Origin of the sequence: Aestuariispira ectoiniformans (assembly GCF_025136295.1) — a bacterium.
In the GTDB taxonomy this organism is placed as follows: Bacteria; Pseudomonadota; Alphaproteobacteria; order UBA8366; family Aestuariispiraceae; genus Aestuariispira_A; species Aestuariispira_A ectoiniformans.
Window position 1 is genome coordinate 3,511,308 of record NZ_CP062788.1, and the last position, 24,093, is coordinate 3,535,400.

A 24,093-nucleotide genomic window follows, 5' to 3' on the forward strand; every position below is an offset into this window, starting at 1 on the left:
ACCTTTCAATAACGGGTCGTTGCTCGTTCAAATATTTCCCTACGAAAAACGAGAGGGAAAACGGTGCAACATTGAGGCAAAGCGGACTCCAGTAGAATAAACAGGGCAGCTGAAACGCGCGCAAGAAAACGCGCAGACCCTGACCAAGCATCGGGAGGCAAATTCATGGCTCGTCGTTTTGACGAAATCTATACGGAAAGTTTGGAGAACCCCGAAAAATTCTGGGCCGATGTCGCCCAGGAGATCGACTGGTACAAACCGTGGGACAAGGTCCTCGACGACAGTGGCGCCCCTCACTTTTACAAATGGTTTGCAGGCGCGGAATGCAACACCTGCTATAACGCAGTAGACCGCCATGTGGAAAACGGTCGCGGCGATCAGGCAGCGATCATTTACGACAGCCCAATCACCGGCCATAAAAAGACACTCACCTATAGCCAGTTGCAGGACAAGGTCGCGCGCTGTGCCGGGATGCTGGCAGACCTCGGTGTTACCAAGGGCGACCGCGTCATCATCTATATGCCGATGATCCCGCAGGCGGCAGTGTCAATGCTTGCCTGCGCGCGCATAGGCGCTGTGCATTCGGTGGTTTTCGGCGGCTTCGCCCCGCATGAACTGGCGACCCGTATCGAAGACGCCAAGCCAAAAGTCATCCTGAGCGCCTCCTGCGGGATCGAGCCGGGCCGGATCATCTCCTATAAGCCAATGCTGGACGCCGCCCTGGAGCAGGCCCCCGGCCATGTGGAGAAGGTCGTCATCGTCCAGCGCGAACAGGAAACCTGTGAGTTGACCGCCGGACGGGATTTGGACTGGAAAGAGGCCATGGATGCCGCAACGCCCGTCGATTGCGTGCCCTTGGCGGCAACCGATCCGCTGTACATCCTCTATACCTCCGGCACCACCGGCCAGCCGAAAGGCGTGCTGCGGGACAATGGCGGGCATATGGCAGCCCTGAAATGGTCCATGAAGAATATCTACGATGTGGAACCGGGCGAGGTTTACTGGGCCGCATCGGACGTGGGCTGGGTCGTGGGTCATTCCTACATCGTCTACGGCCCGCTGCTGCACGGTTGTACGACCATCCTGTTCGAGGGCAAACCTGTGGGCACGCCGGACGCCGGTGTTTTCTGGCGTGTGATCGAGGAACATGGCGTGACCACGCTGTTCACCGCGCCGACTGCCTTCCGGGCGATCAAAAAGGAAGACCCGAACGGCAAGCTGTTAGCCGATTATGACCTGAGCTGTTTCCGCGCGCTCTTCCTGGCAGGCGAACGCTGTGATCCAGACACACTGGAATGGGCTAAGAGCAAACTGGGCGTGCCGGTCATCGACCACTGGTGGCAGACGGAAACCGGATGGTCGATCGCGGCCAACTGCATGGGCATTGAAATGCTGCCCGTCAAACCGGGCTCGCCGACGCGGGCCGTTCCCGGCCATGATGTCCGCATATTGGATACCGACGGGCACGAACTTCCCCGTGGCCAGATGGGTGCCATTTGCGTCAAACTGCCCCTCCCGCCGGGCTGTCTGCCCACCCTCTGGGGAGCGGACCAGCGTTTCATCGACGCCTATCTTGCGGAATATCCCGGCTATTATCAGACAGGAGATGCAGGGTATATGGATGACGATGGCTATATCTTTGTCATGTCGCGCACCGACGATATCATCAATGTGGCCGGACACCGCCTGTCGACCGGTGCGATGGAGGAAGTCCTCGCCGCCCATCCCGATGTGGCCGAATGCGCGGTCATTGGCGTTCACGATCCGCTCAAAGGTCAGCTTCCCCTGGGTTTCATGGTTCTCAAGGCCGGCGTCGACCGGTCAGAGGATGATATCGTCAAGGAAGTCGTGAAGATGGTCCGGGAACAGATCGGCCCCGTGGCGGCCTTCAAACAGGCACTGGTGGTACCACGCCTTCCCAAGACCCGATCCGGCAAGATTCTGCGCGGTACAATGCGCAAGATCGCAGATCACGAAGAATGGAAAATGCCTGCCACGATCGATGATCCGGCTATCCTGGACGAGATCAGCGACGGATTGCGCAGCATTGGCTACGGCGACTAACCAGCCTAAGGCGATCTGTTCAATTAAAAAAGCCCCGGCACCGGCCGGGGCTTTTTCGTCACGTCTGAAATGCCGGACGGCTTATTCCAACCCTTCCCAGGTCGGGCCCGCATCGGGCTTGCCGAACATCGGTTCGTTATCTTCTTCCGGTGCCGGCAGCTCTTCCAAGGGCTGACGGCCCGCCTTGATGGCTTTCTGGATTTCGGTCGCCAGATCAATCTGGCTGCACAGTCCCAGTTCAATCGGGGAGCGCGGCTTCAGGTTCGGGGAATTCCAATGTGTCCGGTCGCGGATCGCGGCAATCGTCGGCTTGGTCGTGCCGATCAGGCGACCGATCTGCGTGTCGTTCAGTTCCGGATGGAATTTCAACAACCAGGCGATGCCATCGGGCTTGTCCGCACGCTTGGAAACCGGCGTATAGCGCGGGCCCTTGTGACGAACGACCGGCTGGGGAATGTCCGTTTTGGCCATTTTCAGCCGTGCGTTCGAATCCCCTTCGCAACGCTTGATTTCTTCAGCCGTCAACTGGCCATTCTGAACCGGGTCCATTCCCTGCATGCCCGGCGCCACATCGCCATCGGCCAGTGCCTGAACCTCAAGGCTGTGCAGACCGGTAAAGTCGGCAATCTGCTCAAAGGTCAGCATGGTGTTGTCGATCAGCCAGACCCCGGTGGCCTTGGGCATGAGAAGCTTGGTCATGGATTACGTCCCCATTTGCTCTCTATGTTAAACGCGTTTTCCCAATGCTGAAACCCGCGCCGTCCGCGGCACGGTCACACGACAAAAATTGTCAGGGATAAAAGGGCTTATAGCATGCCCCCTATCCACCAGCAAAAGAAATCGTGTCTATTTTACCACTGAACGCCCCCAAAAACCAAAAGGGGCAGGCCATACGGCCCGCCCCTTTCGCATTCTATCGCCTCTGATTTACAGAGCGACCGGCTTCGCAGCCTTTTCCACAGCCACGGCATAGCGCTTCTGCAGCGGTGCAGCGGATTCGTTGGTTACCTGGAACGCCATTTCGGTCAGCTTGGTGCTTTCCGCGATGGCGTTGTCCACCGCATTGCGCATCAGGTCGGTCTGAATGTCGATCACGTCCGTGATGGTACGTGCGCCCATCATTGCCTTGCTGGCCTCAACACCGGTTTCAACAGAAGACTGTGCAAAGGTCCAATAGGCCTTGCCCATATCCTCAACGCCTTTGGACATGATGTTGGCGGCTTTGACAAAGGCATCCATGTTGTCTTTGTTCAGGGTCGCCAGCTCATCATAGCCGCGCAGGGCAGCGTCAGAGGCTTTCTCGACTTGTTCCTTGGTCGCGGCGACCGCCTTCTCGACGGTCTCTTTACCAACCGCGACCGCATCATTGATCTGCTTCGCTTCCGCTTTGGCAGCGGTTGCTTTCTTTGCAGCGGTCATACCACATCTCCTGTTTTGAAACTGTTCGGGGCATCTGTCTGCCCAAGTCGCATTCCATCAACGCATGTTCCACTTTTACGCGTTGTGCGACGCACAATTAGTAATCTTAATATGGAACAGTTTTATGACAGTTTCAAGAGATATTTTGCTGCACTGCACAATTTTATTCGAAACCTTCCTTTTTTGGCTTATTTGTTACGGTCAGGAGGGAATGTTTGCCCAAGGATAACGCGGCTTTCCTTTACGGAAAGCTCATAATGTTCGAAGTTATCCAACTCCCTTTTAAAGGGTCCATAGGTAATCGGCGTGATACGTTGGTCGCCCTTCGGTTGAGAAACTGGGATATCAATCGGATCATAGTCAAAGAGATATGGTGCGAATTCCGCATCTGCGAAGCCCCGATCCGGATAGTCCCAGGCACGGAAGGTGAAGACCCCGTCCTGGCAGGATGCCGCCAACCAGAAATAGCTGGGGCTGAAAATGCGCTCTCCGGGCCGAACCCCCTTTTTGGTCATCGCGGATTTCAGGCCACTCAGCACGGCCTGTGCCTGTGCTTCCGAGAGACGGCGCGACTTGTCGACGGGATTAGGAGCCGCCATGATTTCGCCCATGGTCATGGCTTTGACCGGAACCCCGGCCTCCAGGACACGGCTGCGCAGGTCCCAGCCTTCCCCCATACCGACAAGATCGTAGAACCTGACCTGCTTTGCGCGGTTGCCGTTATAGGTGAAGCGAATGTGAGTACCGCTGTTTTCCGCACAGGCCCGGGCAATATCCTCACCGCTTAAAAAGCTGGCCCATGTGGCCTTGCGCTTGAAGATATTGTCGATCTCACCACTCGACGTACAGGCGGATAAAACCGAAATTCCCGACATAGCCACGATCAGTTGGAAAAGCTTAATCTTCATTGTCTTTACCTAATTTTAAACCTGCATACGGATATTATGCATCAAAGTGGTGATTTTTATTAGACGAAACAAGCGTGATTCATTACAATCACCAACGATTTGGGCTTGAATCTTCAAAACAAAAACCTGTGATTTATTCATGTTAGACTTGGCGATCAAAGCAAAGGCGGCAATTTTTATTACAATTATTTGCGCCGCACTGACTTTCACCGCAACTGATGCGTCGGCACGCCGTTATGCAGACATAATCGTCGATGCAGACACGGGTGAGGTCCTCCATCAGTCCAGCGCTGATGTCCGTAACTATCCGGCTTCGCTCACAAAAATCATGACGCTCTATATCGCTTTCGAAGAGCTTGAGAAAGGGCGTCTGAAACTGAACCAGCGCCTGAAGGTCTCCCGCCGGGCGCAGCGTCAGCCGCCATCTAAGCTGAACCTTCGCCGCGGGCAGACGATCACAGTCGAAAATGCCATTCTCGCCCTGGTCACCAAATCCGCCAATGACGTTGCCGTCGTTCTCGCCGAAGCCATCGCAGGTACCGAGGCGGACTTTGCAAAACGAATGACCGCCAAGGCCCGCGAACTGGGCATGACCCGGACAACCTTCAAAAACGCATCAGGCTTGTACGCCAAGGGCCAGCGGACGACCGCGCGGGATATGGCCCAGCTCGGGCGACAGATATACAACCGTTTCCCGGACAAATACCGCTATTTCGGCACACGGGTTTTCAGCTACAAGGGCAGCCGCTATTCCAACCATAACAAGCTGCTGGGTCATTATGAAGGCACAGACGGTATCAAGACCGGCTATATCGGCGCCAGCGGCTTCAATCTGGTGGCATCGGTCAAACGTCACGGGCGGCACCTGATTGGCGTGGTCTTCGGCGGCCGCACAGGCAAAAGCCGCGACCGCCAGATGAAAAAGCTGCTAACGAAGTCCTTCCACAAAATCCAGATTGCCGCAATCCGCCCGCCGGAACGCCCGTCCGCCCTGCCGACAACGATCGCCGGTGTACAGCCGACCGAGAACCCCTTCACCAAAGTGACAACCGCGGCTGTAGACGTGAGCACGCCTGACGACCAGGCACTGCCGCAGGACAACGATATCGAGGTATTTGAGACGCCGGTAGCCTGGGGCATCCAGGTTGGCGCCTTCCGCCACAAGATCCGCGCCCAGCAGGCCGCACGGCTCGCTGCCGCGCAAATCCGCCCGATCACCAGTGACGCCCAGATCATGATCTCCGCCGTCTCGTCAAAGAAAGGCCGCCTCTATCAGGCACGACTGGTCGGCTTTACCGAGCCCCAGGCCCGGAATGCTTGTGACGCCGTTGAGACCACGGAACTGGCCTGTGTTCCGGTACCTCCCGAATCCCTGGACAAACTGGCCTTCAACAAGAACTAGGCCATGGCGAGTCAAACGCACAAAACACAAGTATAAAAAAAAGGGGCACAACTCCAGCGCCCGTTTTTTATATGCAGCCTTCCCGGCTATCCAGCTATTCAGTCATTCGCGACCGCAGCGCGCCCTGTGAACTCAATCGTAAACTCGGCCCCTTTATCAACCTCGCTCTCCAGGGTCAGGCGAGCCCCCATCATCGCGACAAGATGGCGCGTGATGTTCAGGCCGATGCCCGTACCGTCCGCCTGTCGGCGGCCTGCAGCGAGACGCTGGAAGGGTTGAAACACTTTTTCCTGGTCATCCTGCGCAATACCGGGCCCTTGGTCCCGTATGACAAAGCGAATGTTGTTACCGTCGAACTGCTCACAGAAGAACTCTACCGGACCATAGGCCCCGGCATAGTTAATGGCGTTTGAGACGATATTCAAAATTGCCTGTGACAAGGCGGTATGATCGGCAAAGATGCTGACATTCGGCACCTTGCCACCCTCAGTCAGGCGAAGTTCCACTTCATGACTTTGCGCCATCTGCTTTGCGACACCGGCACAATAGTCATATACGTCCCCCGCAGGCACCCATTCGGAATCCAGCTCATAATGCCCCGCCTCGATCTTCGCGAGGTCCAGGACCTGATCAATCAGCCTGACTGTATGATGAGCGGCCTTTAGGATTGTGGCGACCTGGTCACTTTGCCGTTCCGTCAGCGGGTCCCTCTCGTCACCGCGCAACAGTTCGCTGAACCCGACGATGGCGTTCATCGGCGTCCGCAATTCGTGGCTCAGGTTTGAAAGGAAACCGGATTTGGCCCGGTTCGCCTGATCCGCCTGCTCCATTGCCTGCTGAAGCTGTTTTTCCGACCTTTTGCGCTCAACCACGCGCCCCAACTGGACACCGACATCCCGCATGATTTCAAACAGGTCACTTTCCGGCCTGCGCCCGGAGGTGGAGAAGAACTCCAGAACGGCAACAACCTCCCGTCCGACCAGAACTGGAAAGGCAAATCCCGCCATGAGGCCGCATTCCTCGGCTGCACCGGCACGACGCATGGTGCGCCTTGCGCCGCCGGTGACCCAAACAGGACTGCCACTGCGCATGACGCGACCGGGCAGGCCTTCTCCCAAGGTAACGGTCAGGTTTTCCGCCGCCTTCCGGAACTTGCCGAAATGCACACGATCCTCGATATGCCAAAGCCCCGTGCTGATCATCTCTTCACTGGAGCCCTCCCGCAGCATGAAGACATGCCCCACGGGCCAACCGAAATAGCCGCAGACAGAATCCAGACATACCTGCAACGCATCCTCGACGGTGGCCGACTCATTGGCCGCCACGGTAATACGTTGCAGCAGCCGCACGATTGAACTTTGCCGCCGAAGCGCGCGACCGGTCATCTTATGCTCTTCCACCTCTTTCTCCAGGTGGTTGACCGCCTCTTTCAGTTCTGCCGTGCGCTGTTCAACCCGCGCTTCCAGCGTCTCATTGGCCTCGCGCAGTTGATCTTCAGCCTCGTCGCGCTGAAGACCGCGCCGCTGCAGGTCTTCAGCCATATTGTTGAGGCCGCTTTCCAACAGGCCGATCTCGTCATTGGCCGTCTTGGGCATGCGTTCATTCAACTGCCCGGCCCGCACATGCCCGGTAAAAGTCACCGCACTGCGAATACGCGCCAGGATCATCCTGTTGAAACTGAGGAAGATGATAAGTGTGGTCACGACGATGCAAAACAGTGATCCCATCACGACCCGGTTCAGGGCCGCCGCCTTGCGGTCATCCAGTTGCGTTGTATTCACCTTCAAATAGGCAAAGAGGAACGGCTGCGAACTGTCCAATGTGAAGATCGGCGTGATTCCCACAACATAGCTGCCAGTGTCGTCGGTGGTATGCAGGATCAGTTTTTCCGTCTGCGTCGTTTTAAACCAGGCAGGGTCCAGCCCGTCGATATCCTCTACGGCACGACCGATGTCTGCGGGGTCCAAAGCATGAAATACATGACCCGTCGCCCCGATGACCATCCCATCGGTCAATTCCTCCCCGACCAGTTCCGTCATAACGGCACGATCGGCAATTGCGGCATATTTCAACAGGGATTCCTGCAGAAGGACACTTACCGCGTGGACACGCTGTTCCGCAGCCGCATCGATTTCCACGCTCAACTGGCGGACATAGTAGGTTCCAATAATTGACAGGACGAGAATTTCGGCAAGCACAATGGCCACACCAACTTTCACCGCCAGACTTTTGAGGAAAGCCGGTCTTGGTTTCGGTTCATCGTGGTGGTTGCTGACAATCGCGTCTGTGGTCATATCCGTGAGAGCTTACTACGCCAAACTAGCGAATGAAATACTGTGCCGGATTCGTGGGCGCAGGCGTTGGATAGCTCCAGGCAGCCGGCATGACAGCCGGAATATTATGCATTGTCTTACGGTAAATGCCATGCCTGACGGGCGGCAGACTGACACCGATCACCATAAACTCGTCAGCGGCAATCTGGAGAATCTCACGCATCATCCGTTTACGCTTCTCGGCACTCCCCTGTTCTGTCAACTGATGATAAAGGTCCATCTGGCGACGTACCGCTGTCGGAGGGATTTCCGCCGCCGGATCGTCCGGCGACTGGAACCAGCGCGCCCAGCGTGTCGCAAACAGAGACTCATATGTGTAGGGGAAATAATAGATCGGCGCCAGCATCACGGCGATACCACCGTCACCGCCCCAGGCCGAAACGTCATGCTGGTTCACTGCACGCATATCGTAAAAGGCGCTGCGCTCCAGGTTTCTCGCAGTGACATCAATGCCGACCGAACGCCAGTAGCCGGCAACCGCCTTGATGATCTCAAAACGCTTTTCGCCGACCGTATCCAAAAAGACGGAAAGCGGCTTGCCATCCGGGCGCAGTCTGATCCCGTCCGGGCCGACCTTCAGCCCCATTTCATCCAGAATGGCTTTGGCCTTCGCCGGGTCATAATCCAGATACTGTGTTGCCAGTTGGTCATTGTAATATGGCGATTCCGGTCGGGGGCCCACCTGGAAAGGTTTGCCCTTTCCATCCAGCGCCTTGGCGATGATCGCCTTCCGGTCAAGGGCATGGGACAGCGCAATACGGAATTTCTTGTTCTGGAAAATATTCCTGAGTACCGGATCGCGATGGTTCAGGTTGAGAGACAGGGCCGCAGTATTATTGTCAGTGTCGATAGCCTCGAATGTCGTCAGGTCCGGCCAATCCTGCGGATTATCGAATACCTCTTCCGCGAAGACATTCATGTGACGGACCTGCATATCAACACGCCCTTCACGTGCAACCTGCCGGGCATCCGCCTTCGATTCCACGACCTCATAGCTGATACGGTCAATATAGGGTAGTTGCTGACCAGCCGGATCGACCTTCCAGTAATAGGGATTACGAACCGCCTCGAGGGGTTCATCGACCGTATAGGTTCCCTTCAGCAACCAGGCATTCAACACGGGCAGGTCCGGGTTCAGCCAGCGCGACTTGTCGTCAATCGTGCCCGGTTTGCCGAAAACATCGTAGAACTGTTGCGTCCAGTCCTTGAAACCCGCCGCCCGGGCCTTTGAATTGGCATCGGGATTATAGTCAATGTGATAGGGTTTCAGATAATGCGCGGGATAGCTTGTCGCCTCCGCCCCTTCGGGTGCTGCCAGATATTCCAAGAACATGCCCTGCGGCTCGTCAAATCGGAAGGCCACCTCATATTTGCCCAGCTTCTCGACTTCGAACTTTTTGCCGTTGGAGATGCGCCAGGCATCCAGCCCCTCGGTCAGGTCCTTGTTCAGCAGGACATCGTTATACCAGAACAGGATGTCATCGGCGGTGAAAGGCGCACCGTCGGACCAACGGATGCCTTCACGCAGTTTGAAGGTATAGACCGTAGCGTTGTCATTTACGGTGTATGACTGTGCGATATTCGGCACGATACCCGTCCATTCCGGGTTCCAGCGAATTAGATTCTCGTAGCCGATTGTCCGGATCAACAGCGCATGGTCCCGCCCACGGCGCATTGCCATCCGCCAGGTTCCGCCGTAATGGCCGATAGACTTTACAGGCTGTACCAGCACTGGCGTGACCGGCAGCCTGGCATCAACATCGGGCAATTCACCGGCCTTGGTTTTTTCAGCCAGCATGGGCGCCTGCCTATAGACCCCGGCCTCGACAGGAGAGCCGATGGGCGTTGCAGCGAAGAAAAATGAGATCAATAGAATTGCGAATACGTGGCCCCAAAGCCGTTTCGTGCATTTCTGCATTGCCTGTCTCACCATCCCAATCGTGGCATACCGAAAATTGGTTCACCATCTCCGCACGGAGATGTTGCCAGCTTATTGTCGCATTTCACTCAAGACGAATGTTGAGTGCCCGGTGCAGCAGCGCCCACCTGCTACCAATACGCGAATAGTATCAATACAAAATCCTTACTTTTTTGTTAATTTTGGCAATAGCACAACCAAGAAGAAAATACAGTTTATAGTTAATTTTCAACAAATTAACTGAATTTAGATTTTTTGTATATTAGAAAAATACTCAGGATAATAAATAGATTTCCGGATTTTGCATGCAAAAAAGGCCGCCCCGAAGGGCGGCCTTTTCCGATTTCGATTTCGTCCCGATTAACGGGAGTAGAATTCGATGACCAGGTTCGGTTCCATCTGAACCGGATAGGGCACATCTTCCAGCTTCGGCATACGAACGAAGGTCGCCGTCAGCTTGTTGTGGTCTGCTTCGATGTAGTCCGGAACGTCGCGCTCTGCGGAGGCGATTGCTTCCAGGAGCATCGGGATTTCACGGCTCTTGTCGCGAACGGAGACAACGTCACCTTCTTTAACCATGTAAGATGCGATGTTGACTTTCTTGCCGTTCACACGGACGTGGCCGTGGTTGACGAACTGACGTGCAGCGAAAACGGTCGGTACGAATTTCGCGCGATAGATAACGGCGTCCAGGCGCTGTTCCAGCAGGCCAATCAGGTTTTCGCCGGTGTCGCCGCGACGACGAACAGCTTCCGCATAGTATTTTTTGAATTTCTTCTCGCCGATGTTGCCGTAGTAGCCTTTCAGCTTCTGCTTGGCCATCAGCTGGGTACCGAAGTCGGACGGCTTCTTACGGCGCTGACCGTGCTGACCCGGGCCATATTCACGGCTGTTGATCGGGCTCTTCGGACGACCCCACAGGTTTACACCCAGGCGGCGGTCGATTTTGTACTTGGAATTGTGACGCTTACTCATAGCAATTTCCCGTATTAATCGGAGTCATTTTTATTCCGGTAGTCCATCCTTGACTTTAAGGTGGCGGGAAGGCAGTTCAGGCCATCCACTTTCCCGGAAAGCGGGCGCACTATAGGGAAATCCGCGGGTTTGTCAAACCCCGATAAAACAGGCGCCTTCCGTTTTGGAAAAGAAATAACGAACAAAGGAATTTACGGTGGGGACAAGCGATCACGGCAAGGGCTTTTTGCTGACTTTTCTGGGCGTCATGGTACTGACACCGGACACCCTTCTGATCCGGCTGGTCGGGCTGGACCAATGGTCGGTTGTCTTCTGGCGCGGCCTGTTGATGGGCAGTACGCTCATGGTTACCCTCGCCCTGATCTATCGCCAGCGCCTGTTCGGGGCCATCCGGGAAACCGGCCGATACGGCCTCATGATCTCCGCCAGCTACACGTTAAGCTCTATGGGGTTCGTGCTGTCCGTATCCCATACCTCGGTCGCCAATACCCTGGTGATTGTGGCCACCTCCCCCATGTTTGCCGCGCTGCTCAGCATCGTGTTGCTGAAAGAGAAGATCAATCTTGCGACCTGGGTCGCCATTGGCCTTTCCTTTATCGGCATTCTGGTCGTGGTGGGCGACAGTTTTGGCAGCGGCGACTATGCCGGTAATCTGTTTGCGCTGATGACGGCGGTTTCCATGGCCTTTGGCTTCACAATGATCCGGCGCAAACCCAATACCGATATGGTTCCTTCCCTCGCCGTGGCCGGCCTGGCTGCCGCAGCGATCACATTCCCGCTCACCGGCGCGTTCGACTACAGCCAGGACCAGATGCAGTGGATCGCCGTAATGGGCGTCGTCGTCTTGCCCATCTCCTTCGGCCTGCTCACCATCGGCCCACGCTTTATCCCCGCACCTGAGGTCAGTCTGCTGATGTTGTTGGAAACCACGCTGGGGCCGCTTTGGGTCTGGCTGGTCATCGGTGAGGAGCCTAGCCGCAACGCCCTGATCGGTGGCGGCATCGTGGTCGGCACGCTGGTCATCCACTCCCTGCGCCGCCTGATGCGCGCCCGCAAGCGCAAGAATGCACTGGCGTGACGGATTAGTTTTTTTTGCCTGCCTTCTGCAAGGCAACAATAATTCCATGCAGGGTACGGATTTCCTGCTCAGTGGGTTGACCGCGTTTGAACAGGTTTCGGATATTACGCAGCACGCCCGGGCGCATGGCAGGTGATTTGAAGAAACCGCCCTTGTCCAGGCCATCGGCCAGCCGCGTCATGAAATTGTCCAACTCGGCTTTACTGGCCGGTTCCGACTCATTGGTCTCCAGCCGCTCACCCAGTGTCGCGTCCTGGCTCATCCGCCATTCATAGGAAACCAGCAGCACCGCCTGCGCCAGATTGAGCGATTTGAAGTCCGGGTTCAGCGGCACTTCGATCACCGCATCGGCCAGCGCCACATCGTCATTGTTCAGACCGGAGCGCTCCCCGCCGAAAAGAATACCGACCTTGGTCCCGTCGGCGATTTCACGGCGCATTTCCTCCGCCCCATGACGCGGCGTCACAATTCTGGTCACCATGCCACGCGGGCGGCCCGTCGTTGCATAGACCCTATTCAGGTCGGCGACCGCATCCAGCGTCGTTTCATAGAGCGTTACACCGTCGATCACTTCCACCGCCCCGGCGGAGGCATCGATCGCCGCCTGCGACGGCCAGCCGTCGCGCGGGCGCACGATACGCAGTTCCGTCAGCCCGCAATTCAGCATCGCACGGGCGACCATGCCGATATTCTCGCCCAATTGCGGGTCGACCAGAATGATTACAGGTTGTTCAGTCATTAAAGATTACGTCTCTGGAAATCAGTCAAACGCCTCGACCAGACGCCGGGTGACGCTGGCAGCGTTTTCGGTGGTAACGCTCAGGAAACCATTAAAGTCCATATGGCTTTCCGCACCCGCCAGGTCCGACAGGCAGCGGACGATCAGCCAGGGCCGCCCCATCTGGGTGGCAACCTGGGCGACAGCCGCCCCTTCCATCTCCACCGCCTGGGCCTTGAAGTCATCATGCAGGCGTTGGCGGGTCGCTTCGCAATTCACAAAGGAATCACCGGTCAGGATCGTGCCGAAGACAACGCGCGGGTTGGTATTCGCCGCACCTTCCACGTCGTCCAGGCCTTTGAGAGCAACGCCGTCCAAAGCCTCTTCAGCCCTGGCCATCAACACGTCGTCAATCTCAAAGCCATGGGTGGAATCCATCCCCGGCAGCGGGAAAGCCCCGGGCTGGAAGGTGATCAGCTTTTCATTCTGAAGACGGCCGTAGTCATGCTGTACGACGCGCTTGCCGATCACCACGTCACCGATGCTGAGTGCCGGGTCCAGCCCGCCTGCCACGCCGGAGAAAAGCACACCCCGGCAGTCGAAGCGTTCTATCAGCAGGGTCGTCACGATCGCCGCATTCACCTTGCCGATCCCGGTTTCCACGAGAACCGCGTCGCGCCCGTCGACCTTGCCCTTGTGGAAGGACAGGCCACAGACCTCAACAGTTTCCAGGCTTCCGGATTTCAGATGTTCGATTTCTTCAGGCAGGGCAGAGATGATACCGATGGGCTTCATGGATCAACGAACTCCTTCGCGGTAAAGCTTGTAGGCATAGGCATCACGCAAGGCGACATAGGATGCATCGATGATATTGGCGGAAACGCCCACTGTCGACCAGCGATGCCCCTCACTGTCCGAACTTTCGATCACCACGCGGGTAACCGCATCCGTGCCGGTGGTATCGGCCCGAGGGGGCATGATGCGCACCTTATAATCCACCAGATGCATGTCTTCCAGATTGGGATAGCATTCCACCAACGCCTGACGCAAAGCCACATCCAATGCGTTGACCGGGCCGTTGCCCATGGCAACGCGCATGACTTCCTGTCCACCCACATTGACCGTCACCGTCGCCTCGGATTCCGTGACCAGTTCATGACGGGCGCTCCAGCGGCGGTCATCCATCACGCGGAAACGGGACAGGCGGAAATAATCCGGCACCTCGCCCAGCGCCTTGCGCGCCAGCAGCTCAAAGCTGGCCTCCGCGCCGTCATAGGCATAGCCTTCGAATTCCTTTTCCTTCACCTTGTCCAGCAACAGGCGGATCTTGGATTCGTCTTCGATGACGATGTCGAATTCCTTCAGCCGCGCCAGCAAGTTGGACCGGCCAGCCTGGTCGGAGACCACGATATGGCGCTGGTTGCCGACCAGTTCCGGCTCGATATGCTCGTAGGTCTTCGGGTCTTTTGCGACGGCTGACACATGCAGCCCGCCCTTATGGGCAAAGGCGCTGGCGCCCACATAGGCCTGATGACGGTTGGAGTTGCGGTTGAGACGCTCGTCCAGCATACGCGAAATATGGGTGAGCTGTGCCAGACCCTCGTCCGTCATGCCGGTGTCAAAACCCATTTTCAGCATCAGCGACGGGATCACCGACATCATATTGGCGTTGCCGCAACGCTCGCCCAAACCGTTGATCGTGCCCTGGACCTGGCGCACACCGCCCCGCACGGCGGCCAGCGTGTTGGCAACGGCATTTTCCGTGTCGTTATGGGCGTGAATGCCAAGATGAGTGCCGGGGATATGTTCCGTCACCTCACGAACGATACGTTCCACCTCATCCGGCAGGGTGCCGCCATTGGTGTCGCACAGCACGATCCAGCGCGCACCGGCTTCGTAGGCCGCCTTGGCACAGGCCAGCGTAAAGTCCGGATTTGACTTGTAACCGTCGAAGAAGTGTTCCGCATCATACATGGCCTCGCCTTTGCGCTCCTTCGCATAGGCAATGCTGTCGCGGATCATTGCGATATTTTCTTCGTGCGGAATTTCAAGCGCCACATCCACATGGAAGTCCCATGCCTTGCCCACCAGGCAGATCGCGCTGGCCTGACTGTTCAGCAGCGGTGCCAGACCGGGATCGTTTTCGGCACTACGCCCCGGACGGCGGGTCATGCCGAAGGCCACCAGACTTGCATTTTTCAGCTTCGGCGGGGCCAGGAAGAAGCTGTCATCGGTCGGGTTCGCCCCCGGCCAGCCGCCTTCCACATAATCCACACCCAGTTCGTCCAAAGCCTCGGCAATGGCGACCTTGTCGGCAACCGAGAAATCAACGCCTGTCGTCTGCGCGCCATCGCGCAGGGTCGTGTCGAACAGATAAACGCGCTCACTCATGCAAAGATCCTCCCCGGCCTATGCCCGACGCCATTCGGTGACACCACCGGGTTTGTCATCCAACAGAATACCACGCGCCTTCAGGTCATCACGAATTTTGTCAGCCATCGCGAAATCCTTGGCTTTCTTGGCCTCCAAGCGTTGCTGGATCAGGGCCTCGATCTCCGCATCATCGTCGGAGGCACCGCCCTTCAACCAAGCGTCCGGGTCCTGCTGCAACAGCCCCAGCACCGCACCATTGCCCAGGACGCGGGCCTTTGCAGCGGCTTTCTCCTCATCCGACCGCGCCTTGTTGAGCGCGCCCATGGCATCATGGAGCCCCGCAATGGCGAGCGGCAGGTTCAGGTCGTCCTCAAGCGCCGCCAGCAAAGCCTCGTCAGCTTTGGGCTCCACCTCAATCGCGGCCACTTCGCGCAGACTGCCATACATCCGGTCCAGCATGGCTTTGGCATCCGCACATTTGGCCTTGGAGAAGTCCAGCGGCTGGCGGTAATGCGACTGCAAAATCACCAAGCGCAGCGCTTCCCCCGGAAACTCTTCCAGCAACTCATGGACGGTGTAGAAGTTGCCCAAGGACTTGGACATCTTCTCACCTTCGGACATGAGATAGCCGTTATGCATCCAGTAATTGGCAAATTTGCCGGACGCATTGCCGCAGCAGCTCTGTGCAACCTCGTTCTGGTGGTGCGGGAAGATCAGGTCCAGACCACCGCCGTGAATGTCAAACTGCTCGCCCAGATGCTTGGCGCTCATGGCAGAGCATTCGATATGCCAACCCGGACGGCCACGGCCCCAGGGGCTGTCCCAGCCGGGGGTGTCATCATCGGAAGGCTTCCACAGCACGAAATCCGCTGCATCCTTCTTATAAGGAGCCACCTCGACACGCGCACCCGCCTCCAGTTCCTCGCGGTCCTTATTGGCGAATTTGCCATAATCGGGCCAGCTTCGCGTATCGAACAGAACATGACCTTCCGCCGCATAGGCGTGGCCCTTGTCGATCAGGGCCTGAATCAGGTCCTGCATTTCCTGAATATGGTCGGTTGCGCGCGGCTGCACATTGGGCGCAAGGCAGCCGAGGCTTGCCGCATCATCCTGGAACTGCTGGTTGGTGCGTTCGGTCAGGCTCCGAATATCTTCGTCATTTTCGGCCGCACGCTTGTTAATCTTGTCATCCACATCCGTGATGTTGCGGACATATTTGACCTGATCCCCGCCATATTCCGCGCGAAGCAACCGGTAGAGCACATCAAACACCACCAGCGGCCGCGCATTGCCGATATGGATATAGTCGTAGACCGTCGGGCCGCAGACATACATGCGGACATTCTTCGCATCAATCGGTTCAAAATCCACTTTCTGGCGGCGGGCGGTATCGTAAATTTTCAAAGCCATGGGTCTTCCGGTGTTCTTTTTATGGCGCGGAAACGCGCGAAATAACATCAATTGTCCTGGAAAAGGTCGGGTTTGTCCCGATCGGCTGTTCCGTATGTCCGGGGCAGGGCCGGATCAACAGCAACAGCCGCCGGTAATCGGCGGCCAGGTGATCGGAAACAGGGCACAGGCAATCGCAACCGGGAATTGGTCGTTACGGATTGCCGAGATTTCATGTGACTTGGTCATCACAAAGGCCCTTCGTTTAAATCGTCCGTCGGTTATAGCGAGGCTTGCCGAAAAAACAAAGTTTTTTAGCCCAGAAGGGTCGCGACAAACCGTTCCAGATTTTGCCGGACAAAGTCATCAACAGGCTGATCCGGTTCAAACCCCCACCACAATACTGTCCCCTGCCATTGCGTGAACAGCAGAGAACCGATGCCATCAGGCGCAGCGGGAGTCCCCTCGAAACACGCCTCCAGACGGGCTGACAATGCTTCTTTCCAGGCCACCCCACGCCTCCGCAGGACCGGATCGCGAAAGTCCTCCCGCAAGACCAGCAGACTGTCGGAATAGCTTTCGGCGTCCCTGCAATCACCGGACAGGGCAACCAGTATGTCCACCGCGCCCGCAGGCGTCTTCGGCATTTGCCCGGCAAGGTCTTCGGTCCGGGTATCCAGCCGATCCCAGGCATGCAGCAACGATGCCCGGACAAGTCCTTCCTTGTTTTGAAAGCGCTGGACAAGTGTTGCAGCGGACAGGCCGCTTTCCTTAGCCAACGCGGCAAAGGTCAGGGAGGCGGGGCCGCAAGTCTGGATCATCCTGAGTGCGATATCGAGAACCCTGGCGTCGGGAATTTTCTTCGGGCGTGACATCTTGACTCTCATTTATAAACGAATATTCATTTATAAATAAACTTGAGGACTTTGCAAAGTCCATCCCGATAAGGCTGCAAATTCGGAGACGATCATGAAACTGGAAGGGAAAGTGGCTCTCGTTGCGGGAGGCACACGCGGCGCCGGACGTGGCATTGCCATTGAACTGGCAGCAGCAGGCGCAACCGTCTATGTCACGGGCCGCACGACACGTGAACAGCAATCAGAGTATCTGCGCCCGGAAACCATAGAGGAGACCGCGGAATTGGCATCGGCTGCGGGTGGCGCCGGCATCGCCGTCCAGGTCGATCACCTGATTGTAGAACAGGTCGAAGCGCTAATTGAGCGAATCCGAAAGGAACAGGGGCGGCTGGATATTCTGGTGAATGATATCTGGGGTGGCGAGAACCTTGTGGAATGGAACAAACCCGTCTGGGAGCATGACCTGAGCAAGGGCCTGCGCATGATGGAGCTGGGGCTCAACACCCATCTGATCACCGCCCGTCACGCCCTGCCCCTGCTGATCGAAAAGCCCGGCGGATTGTTGGTGGAGATGACCGATGGCACCGCCAGCTATAACGCCGCCAATTACCGTCTCTCTCCCTACTATGACCTGGTAAAGAATGCCGTCATCCGCATGGCCTGGGCTCACGCCCAAGATCTGGCAAAGCATAAAGCAACCTCCGTCGCCCTCACCCCCGGCTGGATGCGTTCCGAAATGATGCTGGAGATATTTACAGTTACCGAGGACACCTGGCGGGACGCTTGCGAGAATGAGCCGCATTTCGCTATTTCCGAAAGCCCCCGCTATGTGGGCCGCGCCGTTGCGGCACTCGCTTCAGACCCAGACCGCGCCCGTTGGAACGGCCAGGCACTCAGCAGCGGCGACCTCGCCAAACACTATAGCTTCACCGACGTTGACGGCAGCCAGCCCGATGCCTGGCACTATATCCCCGACGTGGCCGACGCCGGGAAACCGGCGGATGTCACCGGCTACCGCTAACTCAAGCCTTCACATTCAACGCCGCTGCGGAACGAAGAAGAGTAACCAGCGCGCCTTCATCGATCTCATCACCTTCATAAAAATCGATGGCGCGCCGGGCATTGCCGGTGAGACTGGCGTTGAAAAGCCCGGCAGGGTCATCGACTTTGGCCCCTTTGACAAAGGTCATCTTCACCTTGTCCTTATAGGTTTCCCCGGTGCAGATCATTCCATTGTGATACCAGGTCGGCACACCGCGCCATTTCCATTCCTCAACAACCTCGGGAATGGCCTGCTTTACCAGCGCACGGACCCGGGCCAGCGTCTCACCCCGCCAATCGCCCAATTCGGCTATCCGCCCATCGATCAGTTCGGACGGCGTCTTATCCTTTTGGGCACCCATTTCAGCCATAGTCTCTTCCCCTTCCCTGCTTCCGAATATCCATCACACCGTCTTTCTACGACCGGTTGTACGCCATTTGGCGGCATAAGGCAGGACGAACAGGTAAAGCCCTGTCCCAAAAAGTATAAACAACGGCACCAGTGCGAGAAAATAAACCCAAGATGCGGGTTCATTTCCCTGTAGCGCAAAAACAAGATTCACGATGAATCCCAACGTGAACGCAATAGACAGCCAACGATGGGCTTGCCGTATCCATTTGCTCCAGTTCAACGTCTATTCCCCCCCCGTGTTTGGTTGTTGCCACCAAGCTGGCGCGCAGGTCAGTCCATCCGCGCCAGAACCTGTTCAATATTGTCGAAGAAACGCGGCCACCCGGCCTTGGCACCGCCATAGTAACGCGGCTGCCCTTTCTGGAAGCCCGACTGCTCCATACGCAAATGCGTACCGACATTCGTGGGTGTAAGCGTCCAGGTAACGACCGTCTTCAGGTCATCGTCACCCCAGGTATAGGAGAGGCGCTTATCCTGTTCGACTTCCAGAACCTGACAATCGACAACACTCCATTCAAAGCGCAGGTCGAATGCATGCCCAACAACCGGTTTGAAATCGCATTTCATCAGCCAGTCTTCAATCAGATGCGGTTGCGTCAATGCGCGCCAGAGCTTTTCCGGCGAACAGGAAAACTCCCGTTCCACGACAACGGAACGCGTGTCTGCAGCCAAATCGTCCATCAATCCATCCTTCTAAGTAGGTCTTCGAGATCATCGAACCGGCGTTCCCAAAAACCGGTCATCTCCTCTGCCCAGTCCTTAAGGGGTGCCAATGCACCAAGCTGTGCGCTGTAATGGGTCTGACGCCCTTCGTGGCGGTCAGAAACCAGTCCGGCCTCTTTCAAAAGCCGGAGATGCTTGGAAACAGCCGGTTGTGAAACCCCGGCGCGCGCTGTCAACGCCCCCACGGTCTGGTCGCCATCGCGGCACAGACGCTCAAAAATCGCTCTTCGCGTGGGGTCCGCGAGCGTTCTGAAAAGAGTATCCTGCGCCGATTGTGACATTACAAATCCATAACTACCTGATTATATATTTACTCATAACCAATCAGTTATGGAAACGTCAACCCATAAGCTTTGAGTTTTTACTGAAAATGTCTTTAGGACGTCAGGCGCGCCAAAACCCGGTCACGCCCGATCAGCGGCATCAGGTCCTTGAGTTCCGGCCCGTGGTCGCGCCCGGTCAAGGCCTTGCGCAGCGGCAGGAAGAGCTGTTTTCCCTTGCGGCCCGTTGCATCCTTGACCGCAACGGTCCAGGCCTTCCAGGTGGTTTCGTCCCAGTCGCCTTCCGGCAGATGATCGGCGGCGAACGCGATGAAGTCCTTGTCCTCTGCCTCCACCAACGGAGTAATTTCCCCGTGGCAGACGTCCCACCAGTATTTGGCTTCGTTCAACCCATCGATATTGCCGTGGATCGCGGCCCAGAAGGCCTCGCTGACCTCATCCAGCCCCTGCTCTTTCAGGCGGCTTTGTACCTGATCGAACGGCAGGTGATGCAGCACCTTGGCATTCAGGTTGGACAGTTCCGTCGGGTCATAGCGCGGGGCCGCGCGACCGAAACCGCGAATATCAAAGTCGCTTGCCAGATGCTCCAAAGTCTCCGAGCCTTCGGGGGCATGAGAAGTCCCCAGGCGCGCCAGATAGGTCACGACAGCCAGAGATTCCATGCCTTCTTCGCGCAGCTCCCGCAGGGACAGGCTGCCCTCGCGCTTGGAAAGCTTTTTCCCTTCCGCACCAACCATCAGCGGCAGATGGGAAAATTCCGGCACGTCAAAGCCGAGCGCCTTGAAAAGCTGTACCTGAACGGCGGTGTTGGCCACATGATCCTCGCCACGAATGACATGACTGACCTTGGTGTCGCCATCATCAACAACAGAACTCAGGGTATAAAGCGGCCGCCCGTCTTCACGGATCAGCACCGGATCGGACAGGTGGCCCGGCGCGAAATGCACAGCCCCGCGCCCCAGATCATCCCATTCCACGGCCTCGTCCAACAGGCGGAAACGCCAATGCGGCTTGCGCCCTTCCGCTTCCAGCTTTTTCCTGTCGTCGTCCGACAGGTCCAGCGCGCCACGGTCATAGACCGGCGGTTTCCCCTGCCCCAGACGGATTTTGCGCTTCATCTCAAGTTCATCCGGAGTCTCGAAACAGGGATAGAGACGACCATCGGCTTTCAGCGTTTCCACCGCCTCGTCATAACGCGCATAGCGGTCCGACTGGCGCAAGAATTCGTCATGCCCCAGGCCCAGCCAGTCCAGGTCGGCATAGATCCCCTCTTCGAAAGCCTTCGTGCTGCGGGCTTCGTCCGTGTCATCCATGCGCAACAGGAAGACACCGCCTTGCGAGCGGGCAAACAACCAGTTCAGGATCGCAACGCGGGCGTTGCCCACATGCAGTTCACCGGTCGGGCTGGGAGCGAAACGGACTTTGACGGACATGGATTTGAACCTGTTTTCTGGTTGGCTGGCCAATGGGACAGCTTACAAAATCTTGCGGAACGCGTTGGTGATCGGGTAACGGCGGTCACGACCAAAGGCACGTGACGTGATCTTCACGCCCGGCGGGGCCTGACGGCGCTTGTATTCCGCAAGGTCCAGCATGCGCCAGACACGTTGCACCGTCTGCGGATCATGGCCACGTGCGACAATCTCTTCAACGCTCTTCTCCCCTTCCACCAGACAATAGAGGATATCATCGAGCACGTCATAGGGTGGCAGACTGTCTTCATCTTTCTGGTCGGGGCGCAGTTCCGCCGAAGGCGGCTTGGAGATGATCCGTTCCGGCATCACCGGGCCATCCGGCCCCAGCATAATATCTTTCCAGGTGACGGGTTTGCCTTCGTTGCGCCAGCGGCACAGACGGAAAACATCAGTCTTGTAGATATCCTTCAACACCGAATAGCCGCCGCACATATCACCGTAAAGTGTGGCATAGCCCACCGACATCTCTGATTTATTGCCCGTGGTCAGCACCATGTAGCCCATCTTGTTGGACAGCGCCATCAGCGTCAGTCCACGAGAGCGCGCCTGGATATTCTCTTCCGTCACATCCGCCGCCCGGTCGCCGAACAGCGGGGCGAACATCTGCTGGAAAGCATCCATGGCCGGTTTGATGCCGACCTCATCAAGGCTTACCCCCAACAGCGCGCAGGCAGAGGACGCATCCTCAAGGCTTTCCCTGCTGGTATAGGGCGACGGCATCATCACGCAATGCACGCGGTCCGCCCCCAGGGCATCGACCGCAACCGCTGCGGAAAGGGCTGAATCAATACCGCCGGACATGCCCAGGATAATGCCGGGGAAGCCGTTCTTGTTCACATAGTCACGCAGTCCCAGAACCACGACACGATACATATTCTCCAGCCGTTCCGGCGGCGCGACTTTCGCGCCCGACTGACAGGCCCAGCCCTTTTTCCCGCGCTCCCAGGTGGTGAGTTCCATGGCCTCTTCACAGGCGGGCATCTGTACCGCCATCGAACAATCGCCGTTCAGGACAAAGGATCCGCCATCGAAGACCAGTTCATCCTGGCCGCCAACCTGGTTCACATAGGCCAGAGGCAGGCCGCTTTCAGTGACACGGGCCACCGCATTCTGCATCCGCTGGTCTGACTTATCGACCTCAAACGGGGATCCATTGGGCACCAACAACATCTCCGCGCCGCATTCTTCAAGGCATTCGGTCACATCCGGGAACCACATATCCTCGCAGATAGGAATGCCGATCCGCACGCCTTTGAAATCGACCGGGCCCAAGAGCGCGCCCGGTTCAAAGACACGCTTTTCATCAAAGACACCGTAATTGGGCAATTCATGCTTGCAACGGACGGCAGAAATTTCCCCATCAACGATCAACAGGGCCGCATTATGCCGCTTTCCGTCAACACGCCAGGGCGCGCCGACGATCATGCCGGTGTCGCGGCCTGCGGTCAGTTCCACAAGGCTCTGCACCGCCGCCTCGACCTTATCCAGGAAAAAGGGCTTCAGTACGAGGTCTTCCGGCGGATAGCCGCTGACCACCATCTCGCTGAACAAGACCAGGTCTGCCCCTTGGGCAACTGCCTCCAGATATCGGTCCTTGATCCGGGATACATTGCCTGTCAGATCGCCCACGGTGGGGTTGATCTGGGCCAGTGCTATCATCAACCGGTCGGTCATACTGCCTGCTTCCTCATAATCCCGTGGCACAGGGCCGAATTGGTGCGGGTTTTGCGTGCCCGTTTCGTGCTAATCTATTATCGTCGGGTTAGCCTTTAAACGGGGACAAATCAACCCCTGGCCCAAGGCGAAGAGTTGTGACCGGCCACCAGAGGAGGAAACTGCAGTGGGAGCAATAAAAAACGGCAATGGCGACGACAGTTCAAACCTTGCCAACGACCTGACGGCTCTGGGCTATGGTCCTTATAAAGTCTCCCAGCTTTTACGTCAGGTTCTGAACCTTGCAGAAGAGCGCCTGTTGGAACATGGCGCGTCCCTGTCTGAGGACGTTGTTCGTGCGACCATGCTGGGCCTGCGTGATATGTCGGACCCTGAAATGCAGAACCTTGTCTCCGACGGCTGGCAGATGATCTATCGCGCCGTGGAGGAGGTCAACTGGTCGGAAGAGCGCAACCAGGTTCTGGAACGCCTGATTGTGCGCCATTTCTCCCATCTTCTGCCGCCACGGGGAAAACCGCCGCTTCAAAATGAAACGCTTTCCCGCCGTGTCATTCCTGCCTTCCTCTTCATGCTGCAACAGATGATCGGCCGCGAACGCCTGGACGAATATCAGGCCAAATGTCACGAAATTGTGGACGAGATGAAACAGGAAAACGGCGATATCTTTGAGTGGGACAAGGTCTATGAGAGCCCCTACGCCGCCATGCTGGTGCAGGATGTCCTCGTCCTGATGGCCCAATATCTGAGGGATGCCCCCAAACGCCGGCACTGGATGATCGACGTCTTCAGCCGCAACATGCCAACCCCGCACAGCGATGCGGAGCGGAACTGGCATTTCGGCGATCAGGAATTCCATCTGCTGATGGACGCACTCTATACCCCCATGGCAGAGAGTTTGAGCAAGCCCGACCGTCTGACCGAGATGCGCAATCGCTATGGCGAGGCCAATATCGTCATGGTGCAGGAAGCCCTGCGCGCCCTGGCCCGCGACAAAATGATCGTCGCGGAAAACCTGGTAGAGAAAAAAGCCTGAATCCACTCAGGACCTGCAGT

General features: G+C 57.1%; 21 protein-coding genes. 5 read left to right on the top strand and 16 right to left on the bottom strand.

What is annotated here, in order from left to right; all coding sequences use genetic code 11:
• The first annotated feature begins 165 nt into the window (after positions 1 to 165).
• Positions 166 to 2,064 (top strand): propionyl-CoA synthetase, encoded by a 1,899-nt coding sequence (locus IF205_RS16560; RefSeq protein ID WP_259780463.1) that lies wholly within the window; start codon positions 166 to 168, stop codon positions 2,062 to 2,064.
• 81 nt (positions 2,065 to 2,145) lie between these two features.
• Here the strand turns inward: IF205_RS16560 and IF205_RS16565 are convergent, their stop codons facing one another.
• From IF205_RS16565 to IF205_RS16575, 3 genes are all read right to left on the bottom strand, one after another.
• Complete coding sequence (locus IF205_RS16565) at positions 2,146 to 2,763, bottom strand: DUF1013 domain-containing protein (protein ID WP_259780464.1); 618 nt, start codon at positions 2,761 to 2,763, stop codon at positions 2,146 to 2,148.
• 228 nt (positions 2,764 to 2,991) lie between these two features.
• Positions 2,992 to 3,483 (bottom strand): phasin family protein, encoded by a 492-nt coding sequence (locus IF205_RS16570; RefSeq protein ID WP_259780465.1) that lies wholly within the window; start codon positions 3,481 to 3,483, stop codon positions 2,992 to 2,994.
• A 188-nt stretch (positions 3,484 to 3,671) separates the two neighbouring features.
• The gene (locus tag IF205_RS16575; protein ID WP_259780466.1) at positions 3,672 to 4,391 is read right to left on the bottom strand and encodes a hypothetical protein; all 720 of its coding nucleotides are present in this window, start codon (positions 4,389 to 4,391) and stop codon (positions 3,672 to 3,674) included.
• Positions 4,392 to 4,530: 139 nt separating this feature from the next.
• On the opposite strand from IF205_RS16575, the gene IF205_RS16580 reads away from it, so the two are divergent.
• Positions 4,531 to 5,793: a D-alanyl-D-alanine carboxypeptidase family protein gene (locus tag IF205_RS16580; RefSeq protein WP_259780467.1), complete on the top strand. Its 1,263-nt coding sequence runs from the start codon at positions 4,531 to 4,533 to the stop codon at positions 5,791 to 5,793.
• 98 nt (positions 5,794 to 5,891) lie between these two features.
• On the opposite strand, the gene IF205_RS16585 is transcribed toward IF205_RS16580, so the two are convergent.
• The 3 genes from IF205_RS16585 to rpsD form a co-directional block, all read right to left on the bottom strand.
• Positions 5,892 to 8,087 carry an ATP-binding protein gene (locus tag IF205_RS16585; RefSeq protein ID WP_259780468.1) on the bottom strand — a complete coding sequence of 732 codons (2,196 nt, stop codon included), beginning with the start codon at positions 8,085 to 8,087 and terminating at the stop codon, positions 5,892 to 5,894.
• Positions 8,088 to 8,112: 25 nt separating this feature from the next.
• Positions 8,113 to 9,924 carry an ABC transporter substrate-binding protein gene (locus IF205_RS16590; RefSeq protein ID WP_259780469.1) on the bottom strand — a complete coding sequence of 604 codons (1,812 nt, stop codon included), beginning with the start codon at positions 9,922 to 9,924 and terminating at the stop codon, positions 8,113 to 8,115.
• 480 nt (positions 9,925 to 10,404) lie between these two features.
• Complete coding sequence (rpsD, locus tag IF205_RS16595) at positions 10,405 to 11,019, bottom strand: 30S ribosomal protein S4 (RefSeq protein WP_259780470.1); 615 nt, start codon at positions 11,017 to 11,019, stop codon at positions 10,405 to 10,407.
• Positions 11,020 to 11,215: 196 nt separating this feature from the next.
• Between rpsD and IF205_RS16600 the strand changes: the two genes are divergently transcribed.
• Entirely contained in the window at positions 11,216 to 12,097 is an 882-nt protein-coding gene (locus IF205_RS16600; protein ID WP_259780471.1) for a DMT family transporter, read from the top strand.
• Between the two features lie 4 nt (positions 12,098 to 12,101).
• On the opposite strand, the gene IF205_RS16605 is transcribed toward IF205_RS16600, so the two are convergent.
• The 5 genes from IF205_RS16605 to IF205_RS16625 all read right to left on the bottom strand — a co-directional run bounded on the left by IF205_RS16605 (position 12,102) and on the right by IF205_RS16625 (position 17,452).
• Positions 12,102 to 12,836 carry an RNA methyltransferase gene (locus IF205_RS16605; protein WP_259780472.1) on the bottom strand — a complete coding sequence of 245 codons (735 nt, stop codon included), beginning with the start codon at positions 12,834 to 12,836 and terminating at the stop codon, positions 12,102 to 12,104.
• Positions 12,837 to 12,857: 21 nt separating this feature from the next.
• The gene (locus IF205_RS16610) at positions 12,858 to 13,610 is read right to left on the bottom strand and encodes a 5'-methylthioadenosine/adenosylhomocysteine nucleosidase (RefSeq protein WP_259780473.1); all 753 of its coding nucleotides are present in this window, start codon (positions 13,608 to 13,610) and stop codon (positions 12,858 to 12,860) included.
• A 3-nt stretch (positions 13,611 to 13,613) separates the two neighbouring features.
• Positions 13,614 to 15,206, bottom strand: coding sequence for a citramalate synthase (gene cimA, locus IF205_RS16615; protein WP_259780474.1), 1,593 nt, complete (start codon positions 15,204 to 15,206; stop codon positions 13,614 to 13,616).
• Between the two features lie 18 nt (positions 15,207 to 15,224).
• Positions 15,225 to 16,598: a cysteine--tRNA ligase gene (gene cysS / locus IF205_RS16620; RefSeq protein WP_259780475.1), complete on the bottom strand. Its 1,374-nt coding sequence runs from the start codon at positions 16,596 to 16,598 to the stop codon at positions 15,225 to 15,227.
• Positions 16,599 to 16,891: 293 nt separating this feature from the next.
• On the bottom strand, positions 16,892 to 17,452 hold the full coding sequence (locus tag IF205_RS16625; protein ID WP_259780476.1) for a TetR/AcrR family transcriptional regulator: 561 nt from the start codon (positions 17,450 to 17,452) through the stop codon (positions 16,892 to 16,894).
• A gap of 94 nt (positions 17,453 to 17,546) precedes the next feature.
• On the opposite strand from IF205_RS16625, the gene IF205_RS16630 reads away from it, so the two are divergent.
• The gene (locus IF205_RS16630; RefSeq protein WP_259780477.1) at positions 17,547 to 18,455 is read left to right on the top strand and encodes an SDR family oxidoreductase; all 909 of its coding nucleotides are present in this window, start codon (positions 17,547 to 17,549) and stop codon (positions 18,453 to 18,455) included.
• A gap of 1 nt (position 18,456) precedes the next feature.
• Here the strand turns inward: IF205_RS16630 and IF205_RS16635 are convergent, their stop codons facing one another.
• The 5 genes from IF205_RS16635 to IF205_RS16655 all read right to left on the bottom strand — a co-directional run bounded on the left by IF205_RS16635 (position 18,457) and on the right by IF205_RS16655 (position 23,040).
• The gene (locus IF205_RS16635) at positions 18,457 to 18,846 is read right to left on the bottom strand and encodes a DUF1801 domain-containing protein (protein WP_259780478.1); all 390 of its coding nucleotides are present in this window, start codon (positions 18,844 to 18,846) and stop codon (positions 18,457 to 18,459) included.
• A gap of 311 nt (positions 18,847 to 19,157) precedes the next feature.
• A complete protein-coding gene (locus IF205_RS16640) occupies positions 19,158 to 19,568 on the bottom strand; it encodes an SRPBCC family protein (protein ID WP_259780479.1) in 411 nt (136 codons plus the stop codon).
• Positions 19,568 to 19,891, bottom strand: a complete 324-nt coding sequence (locus IF205_RS16645; RefSeq protein ID WP_259780480.1) for an ArsR/SmtB family transcription factor — start codon at positions 19,889 to 19,891, stop codon at positions 19,568 to 19,570. The genes IF205_RS16640 and IF205_RS16645 overlap by 1 nt, the downstream gene beginning before the upstream one ends.
• A 95-nt stretch (positions 19,892 to 19,986) precedes the next feature.
• Entirely contained in the window at positions 19,987 to 21,324 is a 1,338-nt protein-coding gene (gene gltX, locus IF205_RS16650; RefSeq protein WP_259780481.1) for a glutamate--tRNA ligase, read from the bottom strand.
• Between the two features lie 42 nt (positions 21,325 to 21,366).
• A complete protein-coding gene (locus tag IF205_RS16655) occupies positions 21,367 to 23,040 on the bottom strand; it encodes an NAD+ synthase (protein ID WP_259780482.1) in 1,674 nt (557 codons plus the stop codon).
• 166 nt (positions 23,041 to 23,206) lie between these two features.
• On the opposite strand from IF205_RS16655, the gene IF205_RS16660 reads away from it, so the two are divergent.
• A complete protein-coding gene (locus tag IF205_RS16660) occupies positions 23,207 to 24,073 on the top strand; it encodes a hypothetical protein (RefSeq protein WP_259780483.1) in 867 nt (288 codons plus the stop codon).
• Positions 24,074 to 24,093 lie beyond the last annotated feature (20 nt).

Bases quoted from the DNA above. Each gene is read 5' to 3' on its own strand.
- IF205_RS16610 (WP_259780473.1), bottom strand. From the start codon at position 13,610: ATGAAGCCCATCGGTATCATCTCTGCCCTGCCTGAAGAAATCGAACAT.
- gltX (WP_259780481.1), bottom strand. From the start codon at position 21,324: ATGTCCGTCAAAGTCCGTTTCGCTCCCAGCCCGACCGGTGAACTGCAT.
- rpsD (WP_259780470.1), bottom strand. From the start codon at position 11,019: ATGAGTAAGCGTCACAATTCCAAGTACAAAATCGACCGCCGCCTGGGT.
- IF205_RS16570 (WP_259780465.1), bottom strand. From the start codon at position 3,483: ATGACCGCTGCAAAGAAAGCAACCGCTGCCAAAGCGGAAGCGAAGCAG.
- IF205_RS16560 (WP_259780463.1), top strand. From the start codon at position 166: ATGGCTCGTCGTTTTGACGAAATCTATACGGAAAGTTTGGAGAACCCC.
- cimA (WP_259780474.1), bottom strand. From the start codon at position 15,206: ATGAGTGAGCGCGTTTATCTGTTCGACACGACCCTGCGCGATGGCGCG.
- IF205_RS16565 (WP_259780464.1), bottom strand. From the start codon at position 2,763: ATGACCAAGCTTCTCATGCCCAAGGCCACCGGGGTCTGGCTGATCGAC.
- IF205_RS16655 (WP_259780482.1), bottom strand. From the start codon at position 23,040: ATGACCGACCGGTTGATGATAGCACTGGCCCAGATCAACCCCACCGTG.
- cysS (WP_259780475.1), bottom strand. From the start codon at position 16,598: ATGGCTTTGAAAATTTACGATACCGCCCGCCGCCAGAAAGTGGATTTT.
- IF205_RS16605 (WP_259780472.1), bottom strand. From the start codon at position 12,836: ATGACTGAACAACCTGTAATCATTCTGGTCGACCCGCAATTGGGCGAG.
- IF205_RS16575 (WP_259780466.1), bottom strand. From the start codon at position 4,391: ATGAAGATTAAGCTTTTCCAACTGATCGTGGCTATGTCGGGAATTTCG.
- IF205_RS16585 (WP_259780468.1), bottom strand. From the start codon at position 8,087: ATGACCACAGACGCGATTGTCAGCAACCACCACGATGAACCGAAACCA.
- IF205_RS16590 (WP_259780469.1), bottom strand. From the start codon at position 9,924: ATGCTGGCTGAAAAAACCAAGGCCGGTGAATTGCCCGATGTTGATGCC.
- IF205_RS16625 (WP_259780476.1), bottom strand. From the start codon at position 17,452: ATGTCACGCCCGAAGAAAATTCCCGACGCCAGGGTTCTCGATATCGCA.
- IF205_RS16580 (WP_259780467.1), top strand. From the start codon at position 4,531: ATGTTAGACTTGGCGATCAAAGCAAAGGCGGCAATTTTTATTACAATT.
- IF205_RS16635 (WP_259780478.1), bottom strand. From the start codon at position 18,846: ATGGCTGAAATGGGTGCCCAAAAGGATAAGACGCCGTCCGAACTGATC.
- IF205_RS16630 (WP_259780477.1), top strand. From the start codon at position 17,547: ATGAAACTGGAAGGGAAAGTGGCTCTCGTTGCGGGAGGCACACGCGGC.
- IF205_RS16645 (WP_259780480.1), bottom strand. From the start codon at position 19,891: ATGTCACAATCGGCGCAGGATACTCTTTTCAGAACGCTCGCGGACCCC.
- IF205_RS16640 (WP_259780479.1), bottom strand. From the start codon at position 19,568: ATGGACGATTTGGCTGCAGACACGCGTTCCGTTGTCGTGGAACGGGAG.